Origin of the sequence: Wolbachia endosymbiont (group A) of Colletes cunicularius (assembly GCF_964264715.1) — a bacterium.
In the GTDB taxonomy this organism is placed as follows: Bacteria; Pseudomonadota; Alphaproteobacteria; order Rickettsiales; family Anaplasmataceae; genus Wolbachia.
The window spans coordinates 1,022,249-1,041,985 of record NZ_OZ183471.1 but is presented as its reverse complement, the minus strand read 5'-3'; the positions used below and the strand labels follow the sequence as shown (position 1 = coordinate 1,041,985).

Genomic DNA, 19,737 nt, shown 5'->3' with positions numbered 1-19,737 from the left:
TGAAGCTAATGAATTTTATTTGTTTAAAATTTTGCTAAAATAGCTCTTTTTATACTATGTTTATATAGCTAAACTGACTTAGACTTACCGACAATTTGAAAAACGACAAATTCGTCATTCCGCTACTAGTAGCGGAATCTATGCCGAGATACCGCGAATGAATCGCGGTATGACGGTTCGCGGCGGGATGACGATAAGCTCGTCATCCCGCTACTTGTTAGCGGCTGAGAGATACCGCGGCGGTATGACGTAGGAAAACCTTTCTTGGGTTAGCTATAGTTTGCTGTATTATGTGATTTTATTTTCCATAATATACATTATGTAATTTTCAATGCTAATAAAACTACTTCCTAACCTTTTAAACAGCAACTTGTCGAACCTCCAGATTAGTACTTAAGAGAAAGTGTTAAAGTATCTCTTTAAGTATTATATATTAGTATTTGGAGATCATACTTATTATAGATCTCCAAAGTACTCATAACGCGTAAACCATGTATTCCACTGGGTTATCAACCAAGTTATTCACAATGCCGTGAATAACCTCAATATATGCTTAAATAAGAAAATTGGTATTTCGGTAAAAGACAAGGAAGAAGGCTTCTTCCTTCTACTGTTTTTAACTTAACTATATGGCGAATTTCTAAGAGCCTGTCTTCAAACTAAGTAGAAAGGAGTTAAGAAGTGTGTTATAAGATATATTTTAAATGTACCCAAGCGATATAAGTGACAAAGAATGGAAGATAATAGAGCTATATTTTGAACCTAAAAAGACCGGCAGACCAAGAAAACATAGTATTAGAACAATTATTAACGCAATCCGCTATATGATGAGAACAGGATGTCAATGGAGACAACTGCCTAAAGATTTTCCACCATGGAAAACAGTGTATAGTTGTAATTAGCGATTGAAAAAAAGTGGAATATGGCAAGAGATTCATGATTTTCTAGTTAAAAAAGTAAGAGAGATAATTGGTAAGAATGAAACTCCATCAGTGGGAATAATAGATAGCCAATCAGTAAAAACTACTCAAAAAGGGGATCCAGAGGATATGATGCTGGCAAGAAAGTAAAGGGTAGAAAGCGCCACATCGTTGTAGATACTGTAGGTCTTGTAATTGCTGCTGAAGTACAAAGTGCAAGCATTCAGGATCTTGATGGTGCACTAAATCTTTTTGTTCAAGCCAAATGCAAAGCTCCAACATTACATAAGTTTTTTGCTGATCAAGGATACACAGGTAAATTGCAAAACCTCTGCTTATTGGAAACTGGATGTTTATTGACGATTACCAAGAAAATAGTTGATACAGGATTTCAGGTTATTCCCAAACGTTGGATTGTTGAGAGAACCTTTGCTTGGCTCTCCAATTTTAGACGTATGAGTAAGGATTATGAGCATTCTCCTCTCACTTCAAAAAACAACATCTTCTTTAATATGATCACTATTATGCTTCACAAATTAGCTCATTCTTGAGTTTGAAGACAGGCTCTAAGCAGGTACCTTTTCTTTTTCTTCTTGTTCTTGTGCGTGAGCTTCTTCTAGTCTACCACTAGGTTTTATACTGCATATGTAATACCACCAGCAACAAGTCCAACTGCCAGCGCAGCAGCTACAGCTATACCAGCTATAGCCAATATTGATAATTGAGCACCGGCAACACCACATCCAACACCGACTGCCAATGCAGCTATAACACCACAAGTGATACCAATTCCTATTGCTTTATTAGTTACTTGTTTAGTTTCTATCTCATGTTTCTATTTCATTTTATCATTAAAACCTTTGGCAAAACTCTCGACAAAATCCCCAATTGCGTTCTGTAATTGATTATATAATACCCGTTGTTCCTTTGTTAAACCTGACATATAGCTACCTCCATAAAAACTTAAGTTTAATTATTCTATATTTTATGTAAAGAGTCAAATACACAAAGTCTTATTAGTAATGATCACACACGCTTAAGCAAGAAAAAGGTGCTCTTGCTCGAAAAAGAACGTTACAAATACATATTTATTCAAACCTTTGCCTTCTTCTCAATATACCTACATATCAAAATGGACAATTCATATAGAATCAGCATAGGTATTGCAAGCCCTACTTGGCTTAATACATCAGGTGGAGTTAAGATTGCAGCGATAATAAAAATTACCACTATCGCGATTCTGCGTTTATTTGACAAACTTTGTGTAGTGAGTAACCCTACCCTCACCATCAATGTGAGTATTACTGGAATTTGAAATGCAGTGCCAAATGCAAACATAAATTGGAGAACGAGGTCTAAATATTCGCTAACTGATGGCATAAACTCTATCGGTATATCGAAGGATTTACCACTGTGTTCGAAGTTGATAAAAAACTTCCAGGCTAAAGGAAATATATAGTAATAGACTACAGTAGCTCCCATTACAAATAAAACCGGGGTTGCAATTAAGTATGGCAACAACACTGCCCTTTCACTTTTATATAACCCAGGTGCTAAGAACATATAGAATTGCCATGCAAACACAGGAAAAGAGAGCAAAAGTGCACTCATCATTGCAACTCTAAGATACACAAAAAATGCCTCTGTTAAGTCTGTGTAAATTAAAGAAAAACCTTCGCTATCTTTTGTTGCTTCTATTAAAGGTGCAAGTAAAAAACGGTATATATTTTCCTTAAAGTAGTAACAAAAACCAAAAGCAACGCAAAAAAATAGAAAGCAAAAGATAACTCTTTTTCTGAGTTCCGCAAAGTGCTCACAAAATGAAGCATATTTGTTTGGGTTTCCATTCATACTTTACTATGGCTCAATAATGCTATGTCTAACATTCTCAGCGAAAAAGCCCACTCATTGTCATACCACGCTGCAACTCTACAGATGTCGCCTGTAACATATGTGCCAGTTGAATCCACAATTGCGCTATAAGGGTTATGCACAAAGTCTATTGAAACTAAAGGTTCCGTGCATACAGAAAGCACATTGCTTGCTGCATCCTTAAACATTTCATTTATTTCTTTAACGGTCGCTTTCTTATCAGTCGTAAATTTAAAATCAACCATAGAAACATTGCTAACTGGAACTCTGACGGCAGTGCCATCTAGCTTTCCCTTTAATTCAGGAATTATAGAACCAATTGTTTTTGCTGCCCCGGTTGTAGTTGGCACCATAGATAATCCGCAAGCCCTTGCTCTGCATAAGTCTCTATGATTGCCATCAAGAACATTTTGATCATTCGTATAGGCGTGTATAGTAGTCATAAAGCCACTTTTTATACCTAGATTAGAGTGTAGGACTTTCACAATCGGAGCAAGGCAATTTGTAGTGCAAGAACCTGCTGATATTACTTTATGCTCTTTTTTGAGCATATCATTATTCACACCATAAACTATAGTTACATCAGCATCTGGAACTGGAGCAGAGACAATCACTTTCTCTGCATTGTGCCTTATTGCTTCTTCACGCTTGTTAAATGCACCAGTACATTCAAGTATTACATCAACATTCCAAGGAATATTTTCAGGGCTCCGTTCTCTATATAAAGAAAATTTTCTGCCATTTATAGATAGCCAATTTTGAGACTCATTAAAGTCAATATCACCACTGAATTTGCCATGAACAGAATCATATTTAATCAAATGTGCATGCTGCTTTGCACTGAGCAATCCATTCACAGCTACAACTTCTATTTGTTTGCTATATTCTTCTATTTCGAAAATAGCACGCAATACGCCTCTGCCTATTCTACCCAGACCATTAATTCCTACACGAATCGTCATCTCTTCATTCAAAAAATTTAATTATAGAGGATATCACTTGATATTTCATTCTATTCTTTTGCTTTTCTATCGATATGAACATTATAGCAAGGAGACAGGGCTAAAAAATTGCTTTACAAACTCCGCCAGCCCCCTTATCATGCTTACTATTACCCATAAATCTAAAAACGCGAATTCTGGATTAAGGAAGGAAGAAAGTATAGGAAATAGAAGGCTTTGTGGATTTGATGGAATAGGAAATGAGAGTAGAAAAGATATGAACCAAAAAATTAACAGGGGATCTATGGCGAGTGTGTTCAATTTCTAGTCTATTTTTTAGGTAACCAAAAACAGTCTCAATGATAGACCTTTTTCTCAGTAAAATCTTCTCATTTAGCGAAATCAATGTATTTTTCATACCTTTTTTCACCTTGGTAACAAGTTTCAAACCTCGGTCAAACAGCTTCTGAAAAAGCTCTTTTGCAATATAACCTTTGTCACCAAACAAAAGACCGATTAATTTTTCCGTCAGATTTGGCACAGGTATCCTATCATCAACATTGCCTTTTGTTAGCGTAAGTGCATGAATTTCAACATTTTCATTGATTACCATATGTAATTTGAAACCAAAAAACCAGCCGTAAGTGCTCTTGCTTAATTTTGCAATTCCAGCAAAAACTTTGTTTTTGGATATTCTTTTTGCATGACAAACTGCAATGGGAGTTGTGTCTATATATGAAATTCCAGTGTTTTCTGACTGTCCACAAAGCCAATGCAACAACATTGCTAAATGCCACAAAACCCTAGGCTTTAGAGCAACAAACCTGGTATATGAAGGTAACTTTGGAAACTCTGATTTGTAGAGCAACGTTAGGTAATGTAGATAGAAAGTTTTACACGGAGATTGTTGATATAGCAGGATTATTGTCATGATTTCGGAGTGCTCAATTTCCGTTGTTCTTGTGGGGTTTTTACCATTTGGCAGTAGTTTATCTGCAAAATTTTTCTCTATATCTCTGCAAAAATCATCGACCAAACAAAACAGTTTTGTTATATCTTCCATGGGTAACCTCATCTATTTTTTTATCACTGCTGAGTTTACCCTGTTTTCTTGCCTCTTCTATTCTCCTTTAATCCATAATTCACGTTCAGAGAGTAGCCTAAAGTAGACCCTTAGCATAAAGCACCAGCTCCTCTTTTGTTAAAGTGTAGGAGCTGTCTTCCCAATGTTGTTTTAGCAACTCCAAGCTCCTACCTAAACTTTTTCCTGGCTGGTGACCTATACTTATTAAATCATCGCCAGATAAAGGAAATTTTGGAATATTGAATGTGTTAGCAAAAGAAATGTATTTATCAACATTTTCTCCAGACTCAACACCACAAATTTTTACTAAATCACAATATAATTCTCTACCAAATAAAGATATGTATTTTTTTTGCTCTTTTTCTGAGAGTTCTGTTTTGATATCGTTGGATAATAAAAATAACAGCTTTTTCTTTTGCTTGTTTGAAAGACGTAGAAACTTACTTACATATTCTCCAAGACTTAGCCTGTCATTTTTGGTGGTCCTAAGGAGTAACGCTAATTTTACTAGTGCATCAGTGCCGAAAAGAAGTGACGAAGACAGAATTTCGCATTTTACTTCTTTTGGGATAATCTTTTGCAAAACATCAGATTCTTGCATGCTCTTAAGTGTTGGAAAAGGATCATTGCACTCCAGCAATTTAAGTATTTCATCTCTTATTCTCTCTCCAGAGAGGTTTTGAATCATATGCGAATGCTTTTTGCATACGCTTAGTATTTCATCACTCAAATCTCCGACACATATTTTTGCATGAAAACGAAATGCTCTTAAAATACGTAGATAATCCTCTTTAATTCTATCTTCAGCGTTGCCTATAAAGTTTAACCTTCGCACCTTTAAGTCCTCTATACCACCAAAGTAATCATATATATGGCCATGCTTATCTGCATATAGAGCGTTAAATGTAAAGTCACGCCTTGAAGCATCAGCTTGCCAATTATTAGTAAATTCTACTTTCGCATGCCTGCCATCACATTTCACATCATGCCTTAGTGTTGTGATCTCAAAAGATCTTTGATTTAGAACCGCAGTTATAGTCCCATGTTTTAAGCCAGTTGGAATAGTTTTTATATTACGGAGTTTTAGCGCTTTCATCACCTGATCAGGAAGCAAATTGGTAGCGAGATCAATATCATGGACATCACGCTGCAAAATTGAGTCTCTCACACACCCGCCGACAAGCCTAGCCTTACCACCAAATTTCTCTATGGCATCGATGATTAAACTAGTTTCATGGTCAACTTGCATTTAGGTTAGTACGTACTGCAAGTGCATATTATATGAAATGCTTGCAAAAGCCCTATATAAAAATATACAGGGCTATGAAAATTTACTGTGCAAGTATTGGTTGCTGCTGATGAAATGGTTGTTCTGCCATCGATCCCGTACCACATCTTGAACTTAGTAAACTTGAAGGGTTTTGCTCTTCAGAGCGCTCTATGCGCTGCTTTATATCACTAACGCACTGCTCTACAACATCACAAATTTTTCCATTAGCATTTTCTGCCAATAACTCATCAAATCTCTTTTCAACCTCTGCTCTCTCAGAGATATCCTTTGAAAGGTTACAATATTCCAAGATCTCATCTAGCTGCAGTTTTTTTGCTAATAGAAAGTCTTCTTGCTGCTGCCTTATTAATTCTTGAGTTACAATTTCAGCTCTAGAGTAATGATTCCCTCCAAGATATATTGTTTCTCGCTCTTTACTACCCCATAACTCGTCATTTAATTTATAACTCTCACGATTAAATACCTGATTTAACTGATCATCATTATTTATCATTTGTGGATCTGGCTCAAACTTTTGTTGCTTCTCTCTACCGCTAACTTCACAATGGACATTAATTTCAATATTAGCTAAAGAAGCTAATATCTGAACTTCTTCAATGAAAGGAAAATACCTTTTATTTTCTATTGCTCCTAGATAGGCTTGATAGAGTTCAGGTTTATCAAGAAATGAGCGTGTAATAAATTCACTGTTATATTGGACATCGTACTCATTTTCACCAAGGGCCTCTGCATATTCTCTTAAATCACGCATAGCTTGATCATGCGATATATTAAATTTGCTAACAGCTTTACTTACTAACCTCTTCACATTACCTTCAGCATTTTTAATTTTCCTATTTGTTTGCTCAACCAACTCCTTTATTCTATCAGACTTACCAGTTAAATCCCCTGGCTTGTTTAAAAACATATTAAAAACCTTTTCTAGCTGAGCTCTTAAAGGAGCTGGCATACTTACATCATCTAAAGATGTAAATTGACTTAAAAATTTGTGCCATTCCATTCTCATATCTTGCGCTCTTTCAGCTTTATATGGACCAGAGCTATTATCACCAAACACAGCATGAAAAAAACAATTGCCATCGCCCGCAGTATTATACTTAACTACTTGGCTATTAATTGGTAATTTCCGTTCCCTAGATTGAAGCATAGTTTTTACCTTAATTTAAGCTATATATTACTATACCAACAAAACTGTCAATAAGTAACTAATTAAGTATAGCAGAAATTATTAAATTGTGCAATAATTATGGCTTTAAATAGCAAATATGAGCTTTAACTGTGGTATAGTTGGGTTACCAAACATAGGAAAATCAACTTTATTTAATGCACTTACAGAGTCAAGTGCAGCCGAAGCTGCAAATTATCCTTTTTGCACAATCGAGCCAAATATAGGCAAGATTTCGATAAAAGATCAGCGTTTGAAACAAATCGCAGCAATTGCCGGTTCAGAGAAGATAATTTATAATCAATTAGAAGTTGTGGATATTGCAGGTCTTGTAAAGGGCGCAAGCAAAGGTGAAGGACTCGGCAATAAATTTTTAAGCCATATCAGAGAAGTTGATGCCATCGTGCATCTGCTCAGGTGCTTTATAAATGATGATATTAACCATGTACACAATGAAATAGATCCAATATCAGATGCTGAAGTGGTGGAAATGGAGTTAATTCTAGCTGATATTGACAGCATAGAAAAAAGGCTTCCTCAATTGGAAAAGAAAGCAAAACAAGGTGATAAAGAGCTAAAGAGACAACTTGAATTAATGCAAGAGGTATTAGCTACTTTAAAACTCGGTAAACCTGCAAGAAGTTTGGAAAACATGGACGAAGCTGAAATGAAGTCACTTCAATTGCTGACAACAAAGCCCGTTATGTACGTTTGCAATGTTGAAGATACAAATGTTATAACTGGCAATGAATTATCTCAAAAGGTAGAGAGAATGGCGGAGGAAAATAAAAGCAAATTTTATTGCATTTCAGCAAAACTTGAAGCAGATATTGCAAATCTTGATAGTGAAGAGGAAAAACAGAGTTTCTTGTCAGAATTTGGCTTACAAGAATCAGGCCTTGATGGAGTAGCGCGTATTATGTATGAAGTGCTGAGTATGATAACTTTCTTTACTGTGGGCCCCAAAGAAGCACGGGCATGGCCAGTAAAAATAGGATCAACAGCTGATAAGGCAGCAGGTGTAATCCACACTGATTTTGAGAAAGGCTTCATAAAAGCAGAAACTATAAGCTTTGCAGACTACATAAAGTATGGAAGTGAATCAGCTTGCAAAGACGCAGGAAAAATTCGCTTTGAAGGCAGAGATTATATCGTACAAGATGGTGATATAATGCACTTTAGGTTTAATGTGTAGCTTTCTGGGGAGAAGAAACTCCTCCTTCTACAGTGTATTCGTTTAGGGGAGAGGTTTAAGAAACAATTGACCTTACCCAGAAAAAGTAATGCAAAAAATCTGTTGGTTTTTTATAAATAAAATCCTAAGGCATTTTTTACTGTAGATTAATCATTTGATTATAGTATCATCTTAATTAAGCTTATGCTTGGAATATTTATGAAGAGTATTTTATACTTTGTATTATTAGTTGTTGTATTTGGATCACTGAGCCTATTTGCTGTAGAGCAATTTGAAGAAAAGAAAATTGAATCAGTTCATAAAAACGAAAATGTAGGTGTAAGGAAGCAAGATAGCACAAATCAAAAAGATGAGTTGAAAAGCAACGTCGATGCTAAACAAACACAAAGTGAAGGTGAAAGGATTGATAAAGATTTGCCAAATGACCAGCTAGAAGAAAGTACAGGCGAATTTGCTCGAAATTTACCAAATGTGGCCAATAAAGAAGTGAATAAAGATTTGAAACCAGAGCCTTTGCCTTTAAGTGCTGATTTAAATGAGAATACAACTGACCCGCAAAAAAATCTACAAGCTGATCAGAAGATTGATATAAAAGATAATGAACTTTCAAAAAGTGATGCGAGTCAATTATTAGAGGGAAAAAAAGAAAAAGTAGAGAATCAGTTCGAAGAAAAAAAAGTGAAAGAAACAAACAATAATTCTAAGTACCGCAATAGAGTAAAACCTATAACTAAAAAAGATGAAGAAGAGCAAAGTGAAAAGAAAAATTTACAAAAATGGACAAAGCTAAACAGAGAACCAATAAAAGAATGGGGTCGTAAAGATATACAAAGCAAGTCAATATATAAACGACAATATGATAGCCTTAATGAGCATCTTCCTACAACTGTATTTATTGATGATTACAGTAAGCAATTTTTTTACTGTATTAAGAAAAATAACTTACCTTGCTTAAGAGGAATAATGAGTAAGCTAGAAAAAATTGGATTAACAACTCAAGAGATACTAAGGTTTAGAAATAAATTGGGTGATACTCCTCTCATTTATTCAGTTAAACAAGGTGAGGTAGACATAGTGCGCTTTCTCTTATTACAAGGCGCTGATCTTAGAGTAGTTAATAATAATTTTCAATCCCCAATTGATATAGCAATCGAAAAAAAGCAGATCAATATAATAAATGCGATTGCCGAAATGATGCCACACCTTTTGGAGGATAGAAAAATAGACAATAAAGAAAGCTCAGCAATGTACGATTGGGCTGTGAAAACGAAAGAAAACAATGAGTCGCAGTGCGATAAGCAAGATGATTAGATTTTTGATATTAATTTTAGTTGGTCATTTATGTTATGGAAACGAAACAAATGATGAAAAAAATCAGATTAGTGATTTTTTAAACGCTCTGCATGATGTAAAATATGTATCTTACAGCAAAAAAGACTTTGCTGAATTTTTGGTGCAGTGCCACAAAAATGGCGTGCCAGAAGATTTTAAGAAAGGTTTTGGCTCTAACTTAAATGGAGCTAATTTTAGCCAATTGTACCTAAGTGGATCTGTTTTTGATGGAGTAAGTCTGATTGGTGCTGATTTTTCTAATACTGATTTATCCGATGTGTCTTTCATTGATGTTGATTTACGTGGTGCTAATTTCTCCAATGCTAATTTACATGGCATTAAAATAAAAGGTACAAATTTGAGTTTTACAAAATTTGTTTCTGCAAACTTAACAGATATCGTATTTGATCAGTCTAATGTTAGTTATACTGATTTTATCAGTTCCGATCTCAAAAAAGTAAGTATGCACAACGTAATTGGTTTGCATACTAATTTCTCGAATGTGAAAATGAATCTCTCCAACTTATCAAACTCGAATGTTAGCTACGTAAATTTTAATGATAGTGAAATAAACGATACTGTTATGCAGAAAAATAACCTTGATAATGCAAGTTTCTTTGGATTGGATGCATATAAATTAAAGATACAATTTTCTTCATTAAAAAATGCTAACATATATGGTGCAGAGTTAAAAGAATCAGACTTTACAGGTAGCAATTTTTCTGATGCCTGCCTTAATTCTTCTATCATAATTAACAGTAACTTCGACGAAGCTAATTTAAGCAACACACAAATTTCCTATGTGAATGACGATAATTCAAGTTTTGTTCAATCTATACTAAATGGTTCCAAGATAAAACATGTATATGTTTCTGGAGCAAGTCTTCAGGATGCTGATTTATCCAATATTGATTTTAGTTTTAGTGAACTGCATCAAGTTAATGTCTCTAATGCTGACATTCGTCACGGAAAGTTTCATAATACTAAAGTTGCGAATTCTAACATGAATGGCTCATTTTTTGACCATTCACTATTCACCTCTGCGAAGATAGAAGATTCAGACCTTTCTACAACTTCAATGTATAAGATAAAAATCCAAGACTCTCAAGTTTATAACAGTACACTTTTTCACCATAATATTGATTCCAGTGAAATAGAAAATTCAACATTCTTTAATTTATTAGCTGATAATTCGAGCTGGTCCAATTTAAAAGTAACTAATTCAAATTTTATTGAAAGCGATTTCAGATCTTCTTTGCTTCACGCTAATGCCTTTAGGAAAACTAGCTTTTTTCTTAGCAATTTGAGCAATTCAACAATTAGTGATATGTCTTTTCACTCTTCAAGCATATATAAAAGTTCAGTTGCTGATGCTCATTTAACAGATTGCAAGTTTGATAATTCAATTTTGATTGACAATCAAGGGCAGAAAAAACTTGCAGGGTTAGAAAATGCTATAACTTCAATTGGAGATTTGCAAGAGAAAATATCACAGGGTGAAAAATTTAATGTAAATTATTCTTACTTTGAATTTAAGAATATGAATTTAGAAAATGCTGATTTTTCTAATTCAACATTGAGTAGAGCAAAGTTTGTAAACGTTAATTTGAATAAGGCAAATCTTGAAAAAACCGATTTGCGCTATACTGTCTTTGATAACTCTTCTCTCATTGGCACCAACTTATCAAATTCTAATTTAAAAGGTTCTAGCTTTTTAAACTCTGATCCAAAAAGTGCCATGTTAAAAAATGCAAAGAAAAATGACCGTAAAAAGTGAGGGCGTATTATTGGTTCTATCCTCTCCTTCTGGAGCTGGAAAAACTACTATATCAGAAAAATTACTTGAGCGATCAACTAATTTAGTTAGGTCTGTTTCTACGACTACGCGCAAGCCTCGCTCTGGCGAAATAAATGGAAAAGACTATTTTTTCGTTACCGAAGAAAAATTTCACGAGTTATGCGAAGCTGGTCAGATGCTTGAATACGCCAAAGTTTTTGAGAATTTTTATGGTATACCAAGAGATTTTATAGAGCAAAACTTAAGCAGTGGAATAAGCGTTTTACTAAGCATAGATTGGCAAGGAGCATTTCACTTATTCAAGCTCATGAGAAAAAAAGTTGTGAGTGTTTTTATACTTCCCCCTTCAATGGAAGAGCTTAGGTTGCGTTTGCAAAAGCGTAATAGTGATGATGCAAACGAAATAGAGCGCAGATTAGCCGAAGCTCAAAAAGAGATAAGCAAACGTGATAAATATGATTATGTAATAATCAATGATGATATTGATAAAAGTGTAGAAGAGATAAGCTCCATACTAAATAAAGAAAGACTTAAAAAACTAAAAGAAAAACCAAGTCTGTAAAAACATCAATTTGCAGCTATAATTTCTTATCCTATTTTAGCCAATAGCACGTTTTGCAGTTTAGCTATATTTATTATTTTTTAAGACAAAATGGTTAAAATAGTAGACAACTGTTCAAGTGAGGTTTAACTATGACGGCAAACTTTCTTACAGAAATTAATTTTCTGCCTTTCCACCTATATTTCGATCACATATACAACGTTTAGCTCAAATTAAAAGTCAAACTTCTTGGTTGTTAGTTTAGTGCTGACAACTTAAATAGCTTTTAATATTGAGGTTTTAGTATGAGTACAGATCTAAGTGCACTAGCTACTAATGCAAAAAAATTAGATGAATACATAGATAAAAATGAAAAGCGAGAGCAGGATAGAAAAGACGAGCAATTGTATGGCATTATAGAGAGAAAGGTAAAAAAAGAAGAGCATAAGCGTGAAAAACCAAGAAGTCGAGATGGAACCCTCAAGAAGTGTAAAAGGTTATTCAAGGAAGGTGCTAGTCCTGAAGTATTAACTAAATTAGAAGAATCACTTAGAGAACAAGAAAAATATTATAGGCACTATGTCCAGTGCTTTCTTCCGGTATTGAATAGAAAAATATCGAAAGGACTAGACCCTATAGAAAAAGAGGAAATAGGACAAGTAATTTCAGAAATTACTTATAATAGCAAATATTGTTTTACCCACAACCAAAATGATCGTAGAAATAGTGAAGACAGTGGAATTGAAAGTGACTACAGTAGAGATGCTGGTGATGATTATGAGAAACATTCAATCAGTAACCCTAATACAGTAAATGAAGATCAAGAAGTAGAGAAAAGCAACGAAATAACAAATAGCAATGCTCTATTACTAAAAGCGATCAAAAATGGAAATAACAGGAAATTTAAAAAATATCTCAAAGATTGCACGGATATTAGCAGCATAAAAGATGAAAAAGGAGGAAATAATATTTTACACCTCATTGCATCGCTCGAAAAGAAACAGAAATGCAAGTTTCTGGGTACCCTAATAAAAACGGTCACCGAGAAAGATTTAGCACAACTCATTAATAGTGAAAATCAGGACGCTCTTCAGGTGGGACTAATTAACAAGATAACAAAAGAAAAACATGAGTCTCATACAATTCGAAGTAACGATAACACACTTAAGTTTCTTACAAAATTGTTAGAGCATGGAGCCAGCTCTGATAATTTAGGATTATCTACAAAAGAATTACAAAACTTAAAAGAAGAGCAAAAGACATACTATCGTAATTTCTTAGAAAAATTAGCAGAGCAAGGAAAGAAATCTAAATTAAAGCCAGAAATAAAAATCAATACAGAAGCAAAAATTAAAGAAATTATACCACGTACCATAAATACTCCAGATAGTAATGATAATTATCAATTACATTTAGCAATTAAAGATAATGATAAAGAACGTTTTGAAGAGTTATTGCAAAAAGGGGCAGATATTAGCCTTAAAGACACAGATGGTAATAATGCTTTACACTTGATTGTTAAACTTGAAACAAAACAAAAACTTAAACTTTTGCTAGAAGCAAGCCAAAAAGAACAATTTATAAAAGCTGTAAATGATAAAAAAGAAGGACAAACACCGCTCCACCAGGTACTCCAGCGCATACAAGAGAAGAGTGAGAACCGATCACTTAAGAAATTTGAGAAAACTAAGAGATATAAAACCCTAGAGCTATTACTACAAAACGGTGCAGATATTACTGTGCAAGATAAAGATGAAAAAAATGTTCTGCACTATATTGCTTCATTCAAAGGAGAACAAAAAGTTGCATGTTTGAAGTTGATTTCAGATAAAGATAGATTTAGTAATGCTGTAAATACTACTAACAAGGAAGAACAAACACCTCTTCATCAGTTGCTTCAGCATATAAAAGAAAAGAATGAGGATCGATCATGTACAGATAGAAAATTTGAAAAAACTAAAAGGTATGGAACCCTAGAACTATTGCTAAAAAATGGTGCAGATATTACTGTGCAAGATAAAGATGGAAAAAATGCTCTTCACTATATTGCTTCATTCAAAGGAAGACAAAAAGTTGCATGTTTGGAATTGATTTTAGGTTTAGTAAAAGAAAGAGAAATATCTGAAGATCAATTAAGAGAGGCTGTGAATGCACCTAATGGAGAAGAGAACACACCCCTAGAATTGGCATTAAAGAAAAAAGCAGAAAAAAGAAGTATCAAATACCTATCGCAAGGAACAATTTTTGATACAGCAACTGCTTATGACAATACAACAAAATTTTGTACAATGCTGCTAGAAATAGGCGCTGATCCCTGTTCTCTGGAGCTGAAAGATCCAAAATTCCATACTAAAAAGTACTATTTAACTTTACGAGATCTAAAAGATTATTCAGGGACTCCACAGAAAGCACAGGAGAAAGCTAAAGAACTAAAAGAGAAGCTTGAGGAAAAATACCACTGTAAAACTGCTTCAAAAAAATGTCAGTCTGGCATTGAAAAAGCAGGTTCTTTTATAGAAAAAACAGCATCTGCTGTAGCAGGATTCATAGATCCAGCAAAAAGAACCCGCGAACTGTTAGCAATCACGATAACAATTACTGTTATTGCAATGGTAACATTTGCTTTCTTTCAGGGTCAAATGGCAATTGGAGCAGCCATTCCTATCATAGCTACTGCTGGAGTTATATGTCTTACTTTAACTTTAGGATTTAGTGGTATTAAGAAACTTTTTGAAAAATCAACCAACAAAGCACAGGACACATTTAACGACAAAAATCGCTCTAATTCAACAACAGAGCAGAATCAAGCTTCGAAGAACCCTATTGAAAATGATCAACAGAATTTAGGAAATGATTCTGAAGACCTAGCAGCAAAAAGACAACAAAATCAATCAGAATATACAGAAAATCCAGCTACTAAAATGAGCGATATATCAATACTACGTCAATTCATGAATAAGCTAGTAGGGAACGTTCTATAGCTAGCCTAAGAGCCTGTCTTCAAACTAAGTAGAAAGGAGTTAAGAAGTGTGTTATAAGATATATTTTAAATGTATCCAAGCGATATAAGTGACAAAGAATGGAAGATAATAGAGCTATATTTTGAACCTAAAAAGACCGGCAGACCAAGAAAACATAGTATTAGAACAATTATTAACGCAATCCGCTATATGATGAGAACAGGATGTCAATGGAGACAACTGCCTAAAGATTTTCCACCATGGAAAACAGTGTATAGTTGTAATTCGCGATTGAAAAAAAGTGGAATATGGCAAGAGATTCATGATTTTCTAGTTAAAAAAGTAAGAGAGATAATTGGTAAGAATGAAACTCCATCAGTGGGAATAATAGATAGCCAATCAGTAAAAACTACTCAAAAAGGGGATCCAGAGGATATGATGCTGGCAAGAAAGTAAAGGGTAGAAAGCGCCACATCGTTGTAGATACTGTAGGTCTTGTAATTGCTGCTGAAGTACAAAGTGCAAGCATTCAGGATCGTGATGGTGCACCAAATCTTTTTGTTCAAGCCAAATGCAAAGCTCCAACATTACATAAGTTTTTTGCTGATCAAGGATACACAGGTAAATTGCAAAACCTCTGCTTATTGGAAACTGGATGTTTATTGACGATTACCAAGAAAATAGTTGATACAGGATTTCAGGTTATTCCCAAACGTTGGATTGTTGAGAGAACCTTTGCTTGGCTCTCCAATTTTAGACGTATGAGTAAGGATTATGAGCATTCTCCTCTCACTTCAAAAAACAACATCTTCTTTAATATGATCACTATTATGCTTCACAAATTAGCTCATTCTTGAGTTTGAAGACAGGCTCTAAAGCAAGGAACAATTTTTGATTCAACAGTTAGTTGTAGCAATACAACAAAGTTTTGTGCAATGCTGCTAGAAATGGGCGCTGATCCCTGTTCTCTAGAGTTGGAAGGTCAAACATTTGATACTAAAAAGTATTATCTAACTTTACTTAATTTAAAAGAATATCCAAGAATTACACAAGAAACACAAAAAAAGGTTAGAGAGCTAAAGGAGAAACTCGAGGAAAAATACCACTGTAAAACTGCTTCAAAAAAATGTCAGTCTGGCATTGAAAAAGCAGGTTCTTTTATAGAAAAAACAGCATCTACTACAGGAAAAGCATTATCTGCTGCTGGAAAGTACATAGATCCAGCAAAGAGAACCCGTCAAACATTAATATCCATAACAACGGTTATTTTCATTTCAGCTGTAGCATATGGTGTCTCTCAGGGTTACATTGGGGCCCTTGCCGCTTTATTCCTCGCAGCTATTGCTATAGCTACATGTCTTGCTCTTACTTTAGGGTTTAGTGGTGTTAAGAAATGTTTTGAAAAACTAACTAATAAAACAAAGAACTCTACTGACAATGACCGACAGACAAAGCGTGCAAGAAATCCAAAAAGTGAAATGAAAGATACATCAACAAAATCTCCCGCAGATGGGTTAACAATATAACTAGTATACCCTCTTTTCCGGAGCGATGAAGTCAATTTCATCGCTCAGAGTTTTTTCAGCCACTTTTTTATAATCAATTTTTACATTAATTTGACCTTTCTTTTCTTCAAGCCACGCTATGGTGTGTTTCATCCAGTTTTTATCATCACGCTCAGGAAAATCTTCACGAGCATGAGCACCTCTACTCTCCTCTCGATTGGCTGCGCATTCCATGGTAATAACCGCTTGTGGGATCATGTTAGCAAGCTCCAGTGCTTCAACTAAATCACTGTTCCATATCATACTGCGATCCTCAAGTGAAATATCAGGCATCATTTTTGCTACCTTTTTTATAGCTTTTTTACCTTCTTCTAAAACTTCAGCAACACGGAACACTGATGCGTACTTTTGCATAGTGTTCTGCATTTCGCTGCGTATTTTTGCTACTTTGAGCTTCCCAGAAGCAAATCGCATTTTATTAAACCTATCTATTATCCAATCTGTACAATCTGAGCTCAATTTTTTATGTGATGTACAGGATTTTAGTTTCTCTTTTGCTTTGAGTGCTGCAGCTCTACCAAAAACCACAAGATCAAGAAGCGAGTTAGAACCAAGTCGATTTGCACCGTGCACAGAGACACACGCAGCTTCTCCAATTGCAAATAGTCCATCTACCACTTCTTCCTTACCTTGCTTCAGCGTGATCACTTCTCCATGATAATTGGTTGGAATGCCACCCATGTTATAGTGAACAGTCGGAATGACCGGTATTGGATCTTTAGTGACATCAACTCCAGCAAAAGTTCTTGCGGTTTCGCTGATGCCCGGCAATCTGAGTTTTATTACTTCCGGATCAAGATGCGCTATAGTTAAATACATATGATCTTTTTTCGGTCCAACTCCCCTTCCCTCTCTAATTTCAATTGTTATTGCACGACTTACCACATCACGGGAAGCTAAATCTTTTGCTTTTGGTGCGTAACGTTCCATAAACTTTTCGCCCTGAGAATTAACGAGGTACCCCCCTTCTCCACGGCACCCTTCTGTCATCAAGCACCCTGAGCCATATATTCCTGTTGGATGAAATTGTACAAATTCCATATCTTCAAGTGGTAACCCAGCTCTCACTACCATGCCATTACCATCACCTGTGCAGGTATGCGCACTTGTTGCAGAGAAATAAACACGTCCATATCCACCTGTTGCTAGCACCACCGAATGTGCGCGAAATCTATGTAATGTACCGTCGCATAGCGACCAAGCAAGAACTCCACAGCATGCTCCAGTTTCGCTATCCATAATTAAATCAATCACAAAGTATTCAACAAAAAATTCAGCGTTGAATTTAAGACACTGCTGATATAGAGTGTGAAGGATTGCGTGCCCAGTTTTGTCTGCTGCCGCACAAGTGCGCTGCGCTGATTTTCCTTTACCAAAGTGAGTTGTCATTCCACCAAAGGAACGCTGGTATATTTTGCCATTTTCTGTACGAGAAAAAGGTACGCCAAAATTTTCAAGTTCAATAACAGCTTTAGCAGCGTTTTTACACATATATTCTATTGCATCTTGATCACCAAGCCAGTCTGAACCTTTTATTGTGTCATATGCATGCCAGCGCCAATCGTCTTCACCAATATTACCTAAAGCTGCACTAATTCCGCCTTGTGCTGCAACTGTATGACTTCGTGTAGGGAAAATTTTAGAAATGCAAGCAACTGAAAAATGAGTTGCAGCCATCCCAAGCGTTGCTCTGAGCCCTGCTCCACCTGCACCCACTACTACCACATCATACTCATGTTCTATGATCTCATACGCTGACTTATCCATATTTGCTTATTTTATTATTACAGGCTTATGATATCACAGAAGTAGAAAAAATCTATACAAGTTTTCTATAGCTAATACCAATTCTCATTATTAGTGAACCACTTTTTCACCCAATAATTTTGATCTTAATGCCATTTAAACCTCGCTATTTTACTTACTTCAGGTGGAACATACAATAAAATGGTTGAGTATTTATCTGGCTTGCATCCATCGGTAGTTATTACACTAAATAAACAGGAAGTTGGTGGAATGATAAAAGAAACGATTACTCAAAAATTTTCTGAAATGGCCAGGGAAAACCTTGGCAATTTCTCTGAGGAAGAGCAGGAAAAGATTCGTAATGAGTTGCCGGAATTATCGTCTGAAACAGTAAGATAGCTACATGCTTAGAGCCTGTCTTCAAACTAAGTAGAAAGGAGTTAAGAAGTATGTTATAAGATATATTTTAAATGTACCCAAGCGATATAAGTGACAAAGAATGGAAGATAATAGAGCTATATTTTGAACCTAAAAAGACCGGCAGACCAAGAAAACATAGTATTAGAACAATTATTAACGCAATTCGCTATGTGATGAGGACAGGATGTCAATGGAGACAACTGCCTAAAGATTTTCCACCATGGAAAACAGTGTATAGTTGTAATTAGCGATTGAAAAAAAGTGGAATATGGCAAGAGATTCATGATTTTCTAGTTAAAAAAGTAAGAGAGATAATTGGTAAGAATGAAACTCCATCAGTGGGAATAATAGATAGCCAATCAGTAAAAACTACTCAAAAAGGGGATCCAGAGGATATGATGCTGGCAAGAAAGTAAAGGGTAGAAAGCGCCACATCGTTGTAGATACTGTAGGTCTTGTAATTGCTGCTGAAGTACAAAGTGCAAGCATTCAGGATCGTGATGGTGCACCAAATCTTTTTGTTCAAGCCAAATGCAAAGCTCCAACATTACATAAGTTTTTTGCTGATCAAGGATACACAGGTAAATTGCAAAACCTCTGCTTATTGGAAACTGGATGTTTATTGACGATTACCAAGAAAATAGTTGATACAGGATTTCAGGTTATTCCCAAACGTTGGATTGTTGAGAGAACCTTTGCTTGGCTCTCCAATTTTAGACGTATGAGTAAGGATTATGAGCATTCTCCTCTCACTTCAAAAAACAACATCTTCTTTAATATGATCACTATTATGCTTCACAAATTAGCTCATTCTTGAGTTTGAAGACAGGCTCTTAGCTCTTGAGAAAAAGTGTCAGGGGTTTAGCAGTGGACTAGATAATGATAAAAAGGAGGAAATACTAGGAGA

The 19,737-nt window shown here is 35.1% G+C and carries 22 protein-coding genes; 15 read left to right on the top strand and 7 right to left on the bottom strand.

Translation table 11 applies throughout. The features are described 5' to 3' along the window. The first annotated feature begins 704 nt into the window (after positions 1-704). The 3 genes from ACFELZ_RS06215 to ACFELZ_RS06205 are packed head-to-tail and all read left to right on the top strand — an operon-like array spanning position 705 to position 1,471. Positions 705-902 carry a transposase gene (locus tag ACFELZ_RS06215; RefSeq protein WP_375315805.1) on the top strand — a complete coding sequence of 66 codons (198 nt, stop codon included), beginning with the start codon at positions 705-707 and terminating at the stop codon, positions 900-902. 3 nt (positions 903-905) lie between these two features. Then, positions 906-1,070 carry a hypothetical protein gene (locus ACFELZ_RS06210; protein WP_375315781.1) on the top strand — a complete coding sequence of 55 codons (165 nt, stop codon included), beginning with the start codon at positions 906-908 and terminating at the stop codon, positions 1,068-1,070. Continuing rightward, positions 1,013-1,471 (top strand): transposase, encoded by a 459-nt coding sequence (locus ACFELZ_RS06205; RefSeq protein ID WP_375316627.1) that lies wholly within the window; start codon positions 1,013-1,015, stop codon positions 1,469-1,471. Before ACFELZ_RS06210 ends, ACFELZ_RS06205 begins: the two co-directional genes overlap by 58 nt. A gap of 83 nt (positions 1,472-1,554) precedes the next feature. Here the strand turns inward: ACFELZ_RS06205 and ACFELZ_RS06200 are convergent, their stop codons facing one another. The 6 genes from ACFELZ_RS06200 to ACFELZ_RS06175 all read right to left on the bottom strand — a co-directional run bounded on the left by ACFELZ_RS06200 (position 1,555) and on the right by ACFELZ_RS06175 (position 7,255). Next, positions 1,555-1,680, bottom strand: a complete 126-nt coding sequence (locus ACFELZ_RS06200; protein WP_375315935.1) for a hypothetical protein — start codon at positions 1,678-1,680, stop codon at positions 1,555-1,557. A gap of 332 nt (positions 1,681-2,012) precedes the next feature. After that, entirely contained in the window at positions 2,013-2,771 is a 759-nt protein-coding gene (tatC, locus tag ACFELZ_RS06195; protein WP_375315934.1) for a twin-arginine translocase subunit TatC, read from the bottom strand. Then, positions 2,768-3,754 carry a type I glyceraldehyde-3-phosphate dehydrogenase gene (gene gap, locus ACFELZ_RS06190; protein ID WP_375316686.1) on the bottom strand — a complete coding sequence of 329 codons (987 nt, stop codon included), beginning with the start codon at positions 3,752-3,754 and terminating at the stop codon, positions 2,768-2,770. Before gap ends, tatC begins: the two co-directional genes overlap by 4 nt. A gap of 181 nt (positions 3,755-3,935) precedes the next feature. After that, the gene (locus ACFELZ_RS06185; protein ID WP_375315786.1) at positions 3,936-4,796 is read right to left on the bottom strand and encodes an IS982 family transposase; all 861 of its coding nucleotides are present in this window, start codon (positions 4,794-4,796) and stop codon (positions 3,936-3,938) included. Positions 4,797-4,893: 97 nt separating this feature from the next. Continuing rightward, on the bottom strand, positions 4,894-6,066 hold the full coding sequence (locus ACFELZ_RS06180; RefSeq protein WP_375315933.1) for a CCA tRNA nucleotidyltransferase: 1,173 nt from the start codon (positions 6,064-6,066) through the stop codon (positions 4,894-4,896). Between the two features lie 82 nt (positions 6,067-6,148). Further along, positions 6,149-7,255 (bottom strand): hypothetical protein, encoded by a 1,107-nt coding sequence (locus tag ACFELZ_RS06175; protein WP_375315932.1) that lies wholly within the window; start codon positions 7,253-7,255, stop codon positions 6,149-6,151. Between the two features lie 118 nt (positions 7,256-7,373). Between ACFELZ_RS06175 and ychF the strand changes: the two genes are divergently transcribed. From ychF to ACFELZ_RS06135, 8 genes are all read left to right on the top strand, one after another. Beyond that, a complete protein-coding gene (ychF, locus tag ACFELZ_RS06170) occupies positions 7,374-8,468 on the top strand; it encodes a redox-regulated ATPase YchF (RefSeq protein ID WP_375315931.1) in 1,095 nt (364 codons plus the stop codon). 183 nt (positions 8,469-8,651) lie between these two features. Continuing rightward, a complete protein-coding gene (locus tag ACFELZ_RS06165; protein WP_375315930.1) occupies positions 8,652-9,779 on the top strand; it encodes an ankyrin repeat domain-containing protein in 1,128 nt (375 codons plus the stop codon). Further along, positions 9,772-11,577: a pentapeptide repeat-containing protein gene (locus ACFELZ_RS06160; protein WP_375316685.1), complete on the top strand. Its 1,806-nt coding sequence runs from the start codon at positions 9,772-9,774 to the stop codon at positions 11,575-11,577. Before ACFELZ_RS06165 ends, ACFELZ_RS06160 begins: the two co-directional genes overlap by 8 nt. Continuing rightward, positions 11,561-12,160: a guanylate kinase gene (gene gmk / locus ACFELZ_RS06155; RefSeq protein ID WP_375316684.1), complete on the top strand. Its 600-nt coding sequence runs from the start codon at positions 11,561-11,563 to the stop codon at positions 12,158-12,160. Before ACFELZ_RS06160 ends, gmk begins: the two co-directional genes overlap by 17 nt. Positions 12,161-12,444: 284 nt before the next feature. Further along, on the top strand, positions 12,445-15,120 hold the full coding sequence (locus ACFELZ_RS06150; RefSeq protein ID WP_375315929.1) for an ankyrin repeat domain-containing protein: 2,676 nt from the start codon (positions 12,445-12,447) through the stop codon (positions 15,118-15,120). 69 nt (positions 15,121-15,189) lie between these two features. Next, positions 15,190-15,555, top strand: a complete 366-nt coding sequence (locus ACFELZ_RS06145; protein WP_375315821.1) for a transposase — start codon at positions 15,190-15,192, stop codon at positions 15,553-15,555. Then, complete coding sequence (locus ACFELZ_RS06140) at positions 15,498-15,956, top strand: transposase (RefSeq protein ID WP_375316683.1); 459 nt, start codon at positions 15,498-15,500, stop codon at positions 15,954-15,956. Before ACFELZ_RS06145 ends, ACFELZ_RS06140 begins: the two co-directional genes overlap by 58 nt. 117 nt (positions 15,957-16,073) lie before the next feature. Further along, a complete protein-coding gene (locus tag ACFELZ_RS06135) occupies positions 16,074-16,625 on the top strand; it encodes a hypothetical protein (RefSeq protein WP_375315928.1) in 552 nt (183 codons plus the stop codon). On the opposite strand, the gene sdhA is transcribed toward ACFELZ_RS06135, so the two are convergent. After that, complete coding sequence (sdhA, locus tag ACFELZ_RS06130) at positions 16,626-18,431, bottom strand: succinate dehydrogenase flavoprotein subunit (protein ID WP_375315927.1); 1,806 nt, start codon at positions 18,429-18,431, stop codon at positions 16,626-16,628. A 180-nt stretch (positions 18,432-18,611) separates the two neighbouring features. Between sdhA and ACFELZ_RS06125 the strand changes: the two genes are divergently transcribed. The 4 genes from ACFELZ_RS06125 to ACFELZ_RS06110 all read left to right on the top strand — a co-directional run bounded on the left by ACFELZ_RS06125 (position 18,612) and on the right by ACFELZ_RS06110 (position 19,647). Next, on the top strand, positions 18,612-18,809 hold the full coding sequence (locus ACFELZ_RS06125; RefSeq protein WP_375315926.1) for a hypothetical protein: 198 nt from the start codon (positions 18,612-18,614) through the stop codon (positions 18,807-18,809). Positions 18,810-18,880: 71 nt separating this feature from the next. Beyond that, positions 18,881-19,078 carry a transposase gene (locus tag ACFELZ_RS06120; protein WP_375315797.1) on the top strand — a complete coding sequence of 66 codons (198 nt, stop codon included), beginning with the start codon at positions 18,881-18,883 and terminating at the stop codon, positions 19,076-19,078. A gap of 3 nt (positions 19,079-19,081) precedes the next feature. Further along, positions 19,082-19,246 carry a hypothetical protein gene (locus tag ACFELZ_RS06115; RefSeq protein ID WP_375315781.1) on the top strand — a complete coding sequence of 55 codons (165 nt, stop codon included), beginning with the start codon at positions 19,082-19,084 and terminating at the stop codon, positions 19,244-19,246. Then, the gene (locus ACFELZ_RS06110; RefSeq protein WP_375316683.1) at positions 19,189-19,647 is read left to right on the top strand and encodes a transposase; all 459 of its coding nucleotides are present in this window, start codon (positions 19,189-19,191) and stop codon (positions 19,645-19,647) included. Before ACFELZ_RS06115 ends, ACFELZ_RS06110 begins: the two co-directional genes overlap by 58 nt. Positions 19,648-19,737 lie beyond the last annotated feature (90 nt).

Excerpts from the sequence above, each read along its gene's own strand:
- gap (WP_375316686.1), bottom strand. The coding sequence starts at position 3,754 with ATGACGATTCGTGTAGGAATTAATGGTCTGGGTAGAATAGGCAGAGGC.
- ACFELZ_RS06145 (WP_375315821.1), top strand. The coding sequence starts at position 15,190 with ATGTATCCAAGCGATATAAGTGACAAAGAATGGAAGATAATAGAGCTA.
- sdhA (WP_375315927.1), bottom strand. The coding sequence starts at position 18,431 with ATGGATAAGTCAGCGTATGAGATCATAGAACATGAGTATGATGTGGTA.
- tatC (WP_375315934.1), bottom strand. The coding sequence starts at position 2,771 with ATGAATGGAAACCCAAACAAATATGCTTCATTTTGTGAGCACTTTGCG.
- gmk (WP_375316684.1), top strand. The coding sequence starts at position 11,561 with ATGACCGTAAAAAGTGAGGGCGTATTATTGGTTCTATCCTCTCCTTCT.
- ACFELZ_RS06175 (WP_375315932.1), bottom strand. The coding sequence starts at position 7,255 with ATGCTTCAATCTAGGGAACGGAAATTACCAATTAATAGCCAAGTAGTT.
- ACFELZ_RS06185 (WP_375315786.1), bottom strand. The coding sequence starts at position 4,796 with ATGGAAGATATAACAAAACTGTTTTGTTTGGTCGATGATTTTTGCAGA.
- ACFELZ_RS06165 (WP_375315930.1), top strand. The coding sequence starts at position 8,652 with ATGCTTGGAATATTTATGAAGAGTATTTTATACTTTGTATTATTAGTT.
- ACFELZ_RS06160 (WP_375316685.1), top strand. The coding sequence starts at position 9,772 with ATGATTAGATTTTTGATATTAATTTTAGTTGGTCATTTATGTTATGGA.
- ACFELZ_RS06120 (WP_375315797.1), top strand. The coding sequence starts at position 18,881 with ATGTACCCAAGCGATATAAGTGACAAAGAATGGAAGATAATAGAGCTA.
- ACFELZ_RS06215 (WP_375315805.1), top strand. The coding sequence starts at position 705 with ATGTACCCAAGCGATATAAGTGACAAAGAATGGAAGATAATAGAGCTA.
- ACFELZ_RS06150 (WP_375315929.1), top strand. The coding sequence starts at position 12,445 with ATGAGTACAGATCTAAGTGCACTAGCTACTAATGCAAAAAAATTAGAT.
- ychF (WP_375315931.1), top strand. The coding sequence starts at position 7,374 with ATGAGCTTTAACTGTGGTATAGTTGGGTTACCAAACATAGGAAAATCA.
- ACFELZ_RS06125 (WP_375315926.1), top strand. The coding sequence starts at position 18,612 with ATGGTTGAGTATTTATCTGGCTTGCATCCATCGGTAGTTATTACACTA.
- ACFELZ_RS06180 (WP_375315933.1), bottom strand. The coding sequence starts at position 6,066 with ATGCAAGTTGACCATGAAACTAGTTTAATCATCGATGCCATAGAGAAA.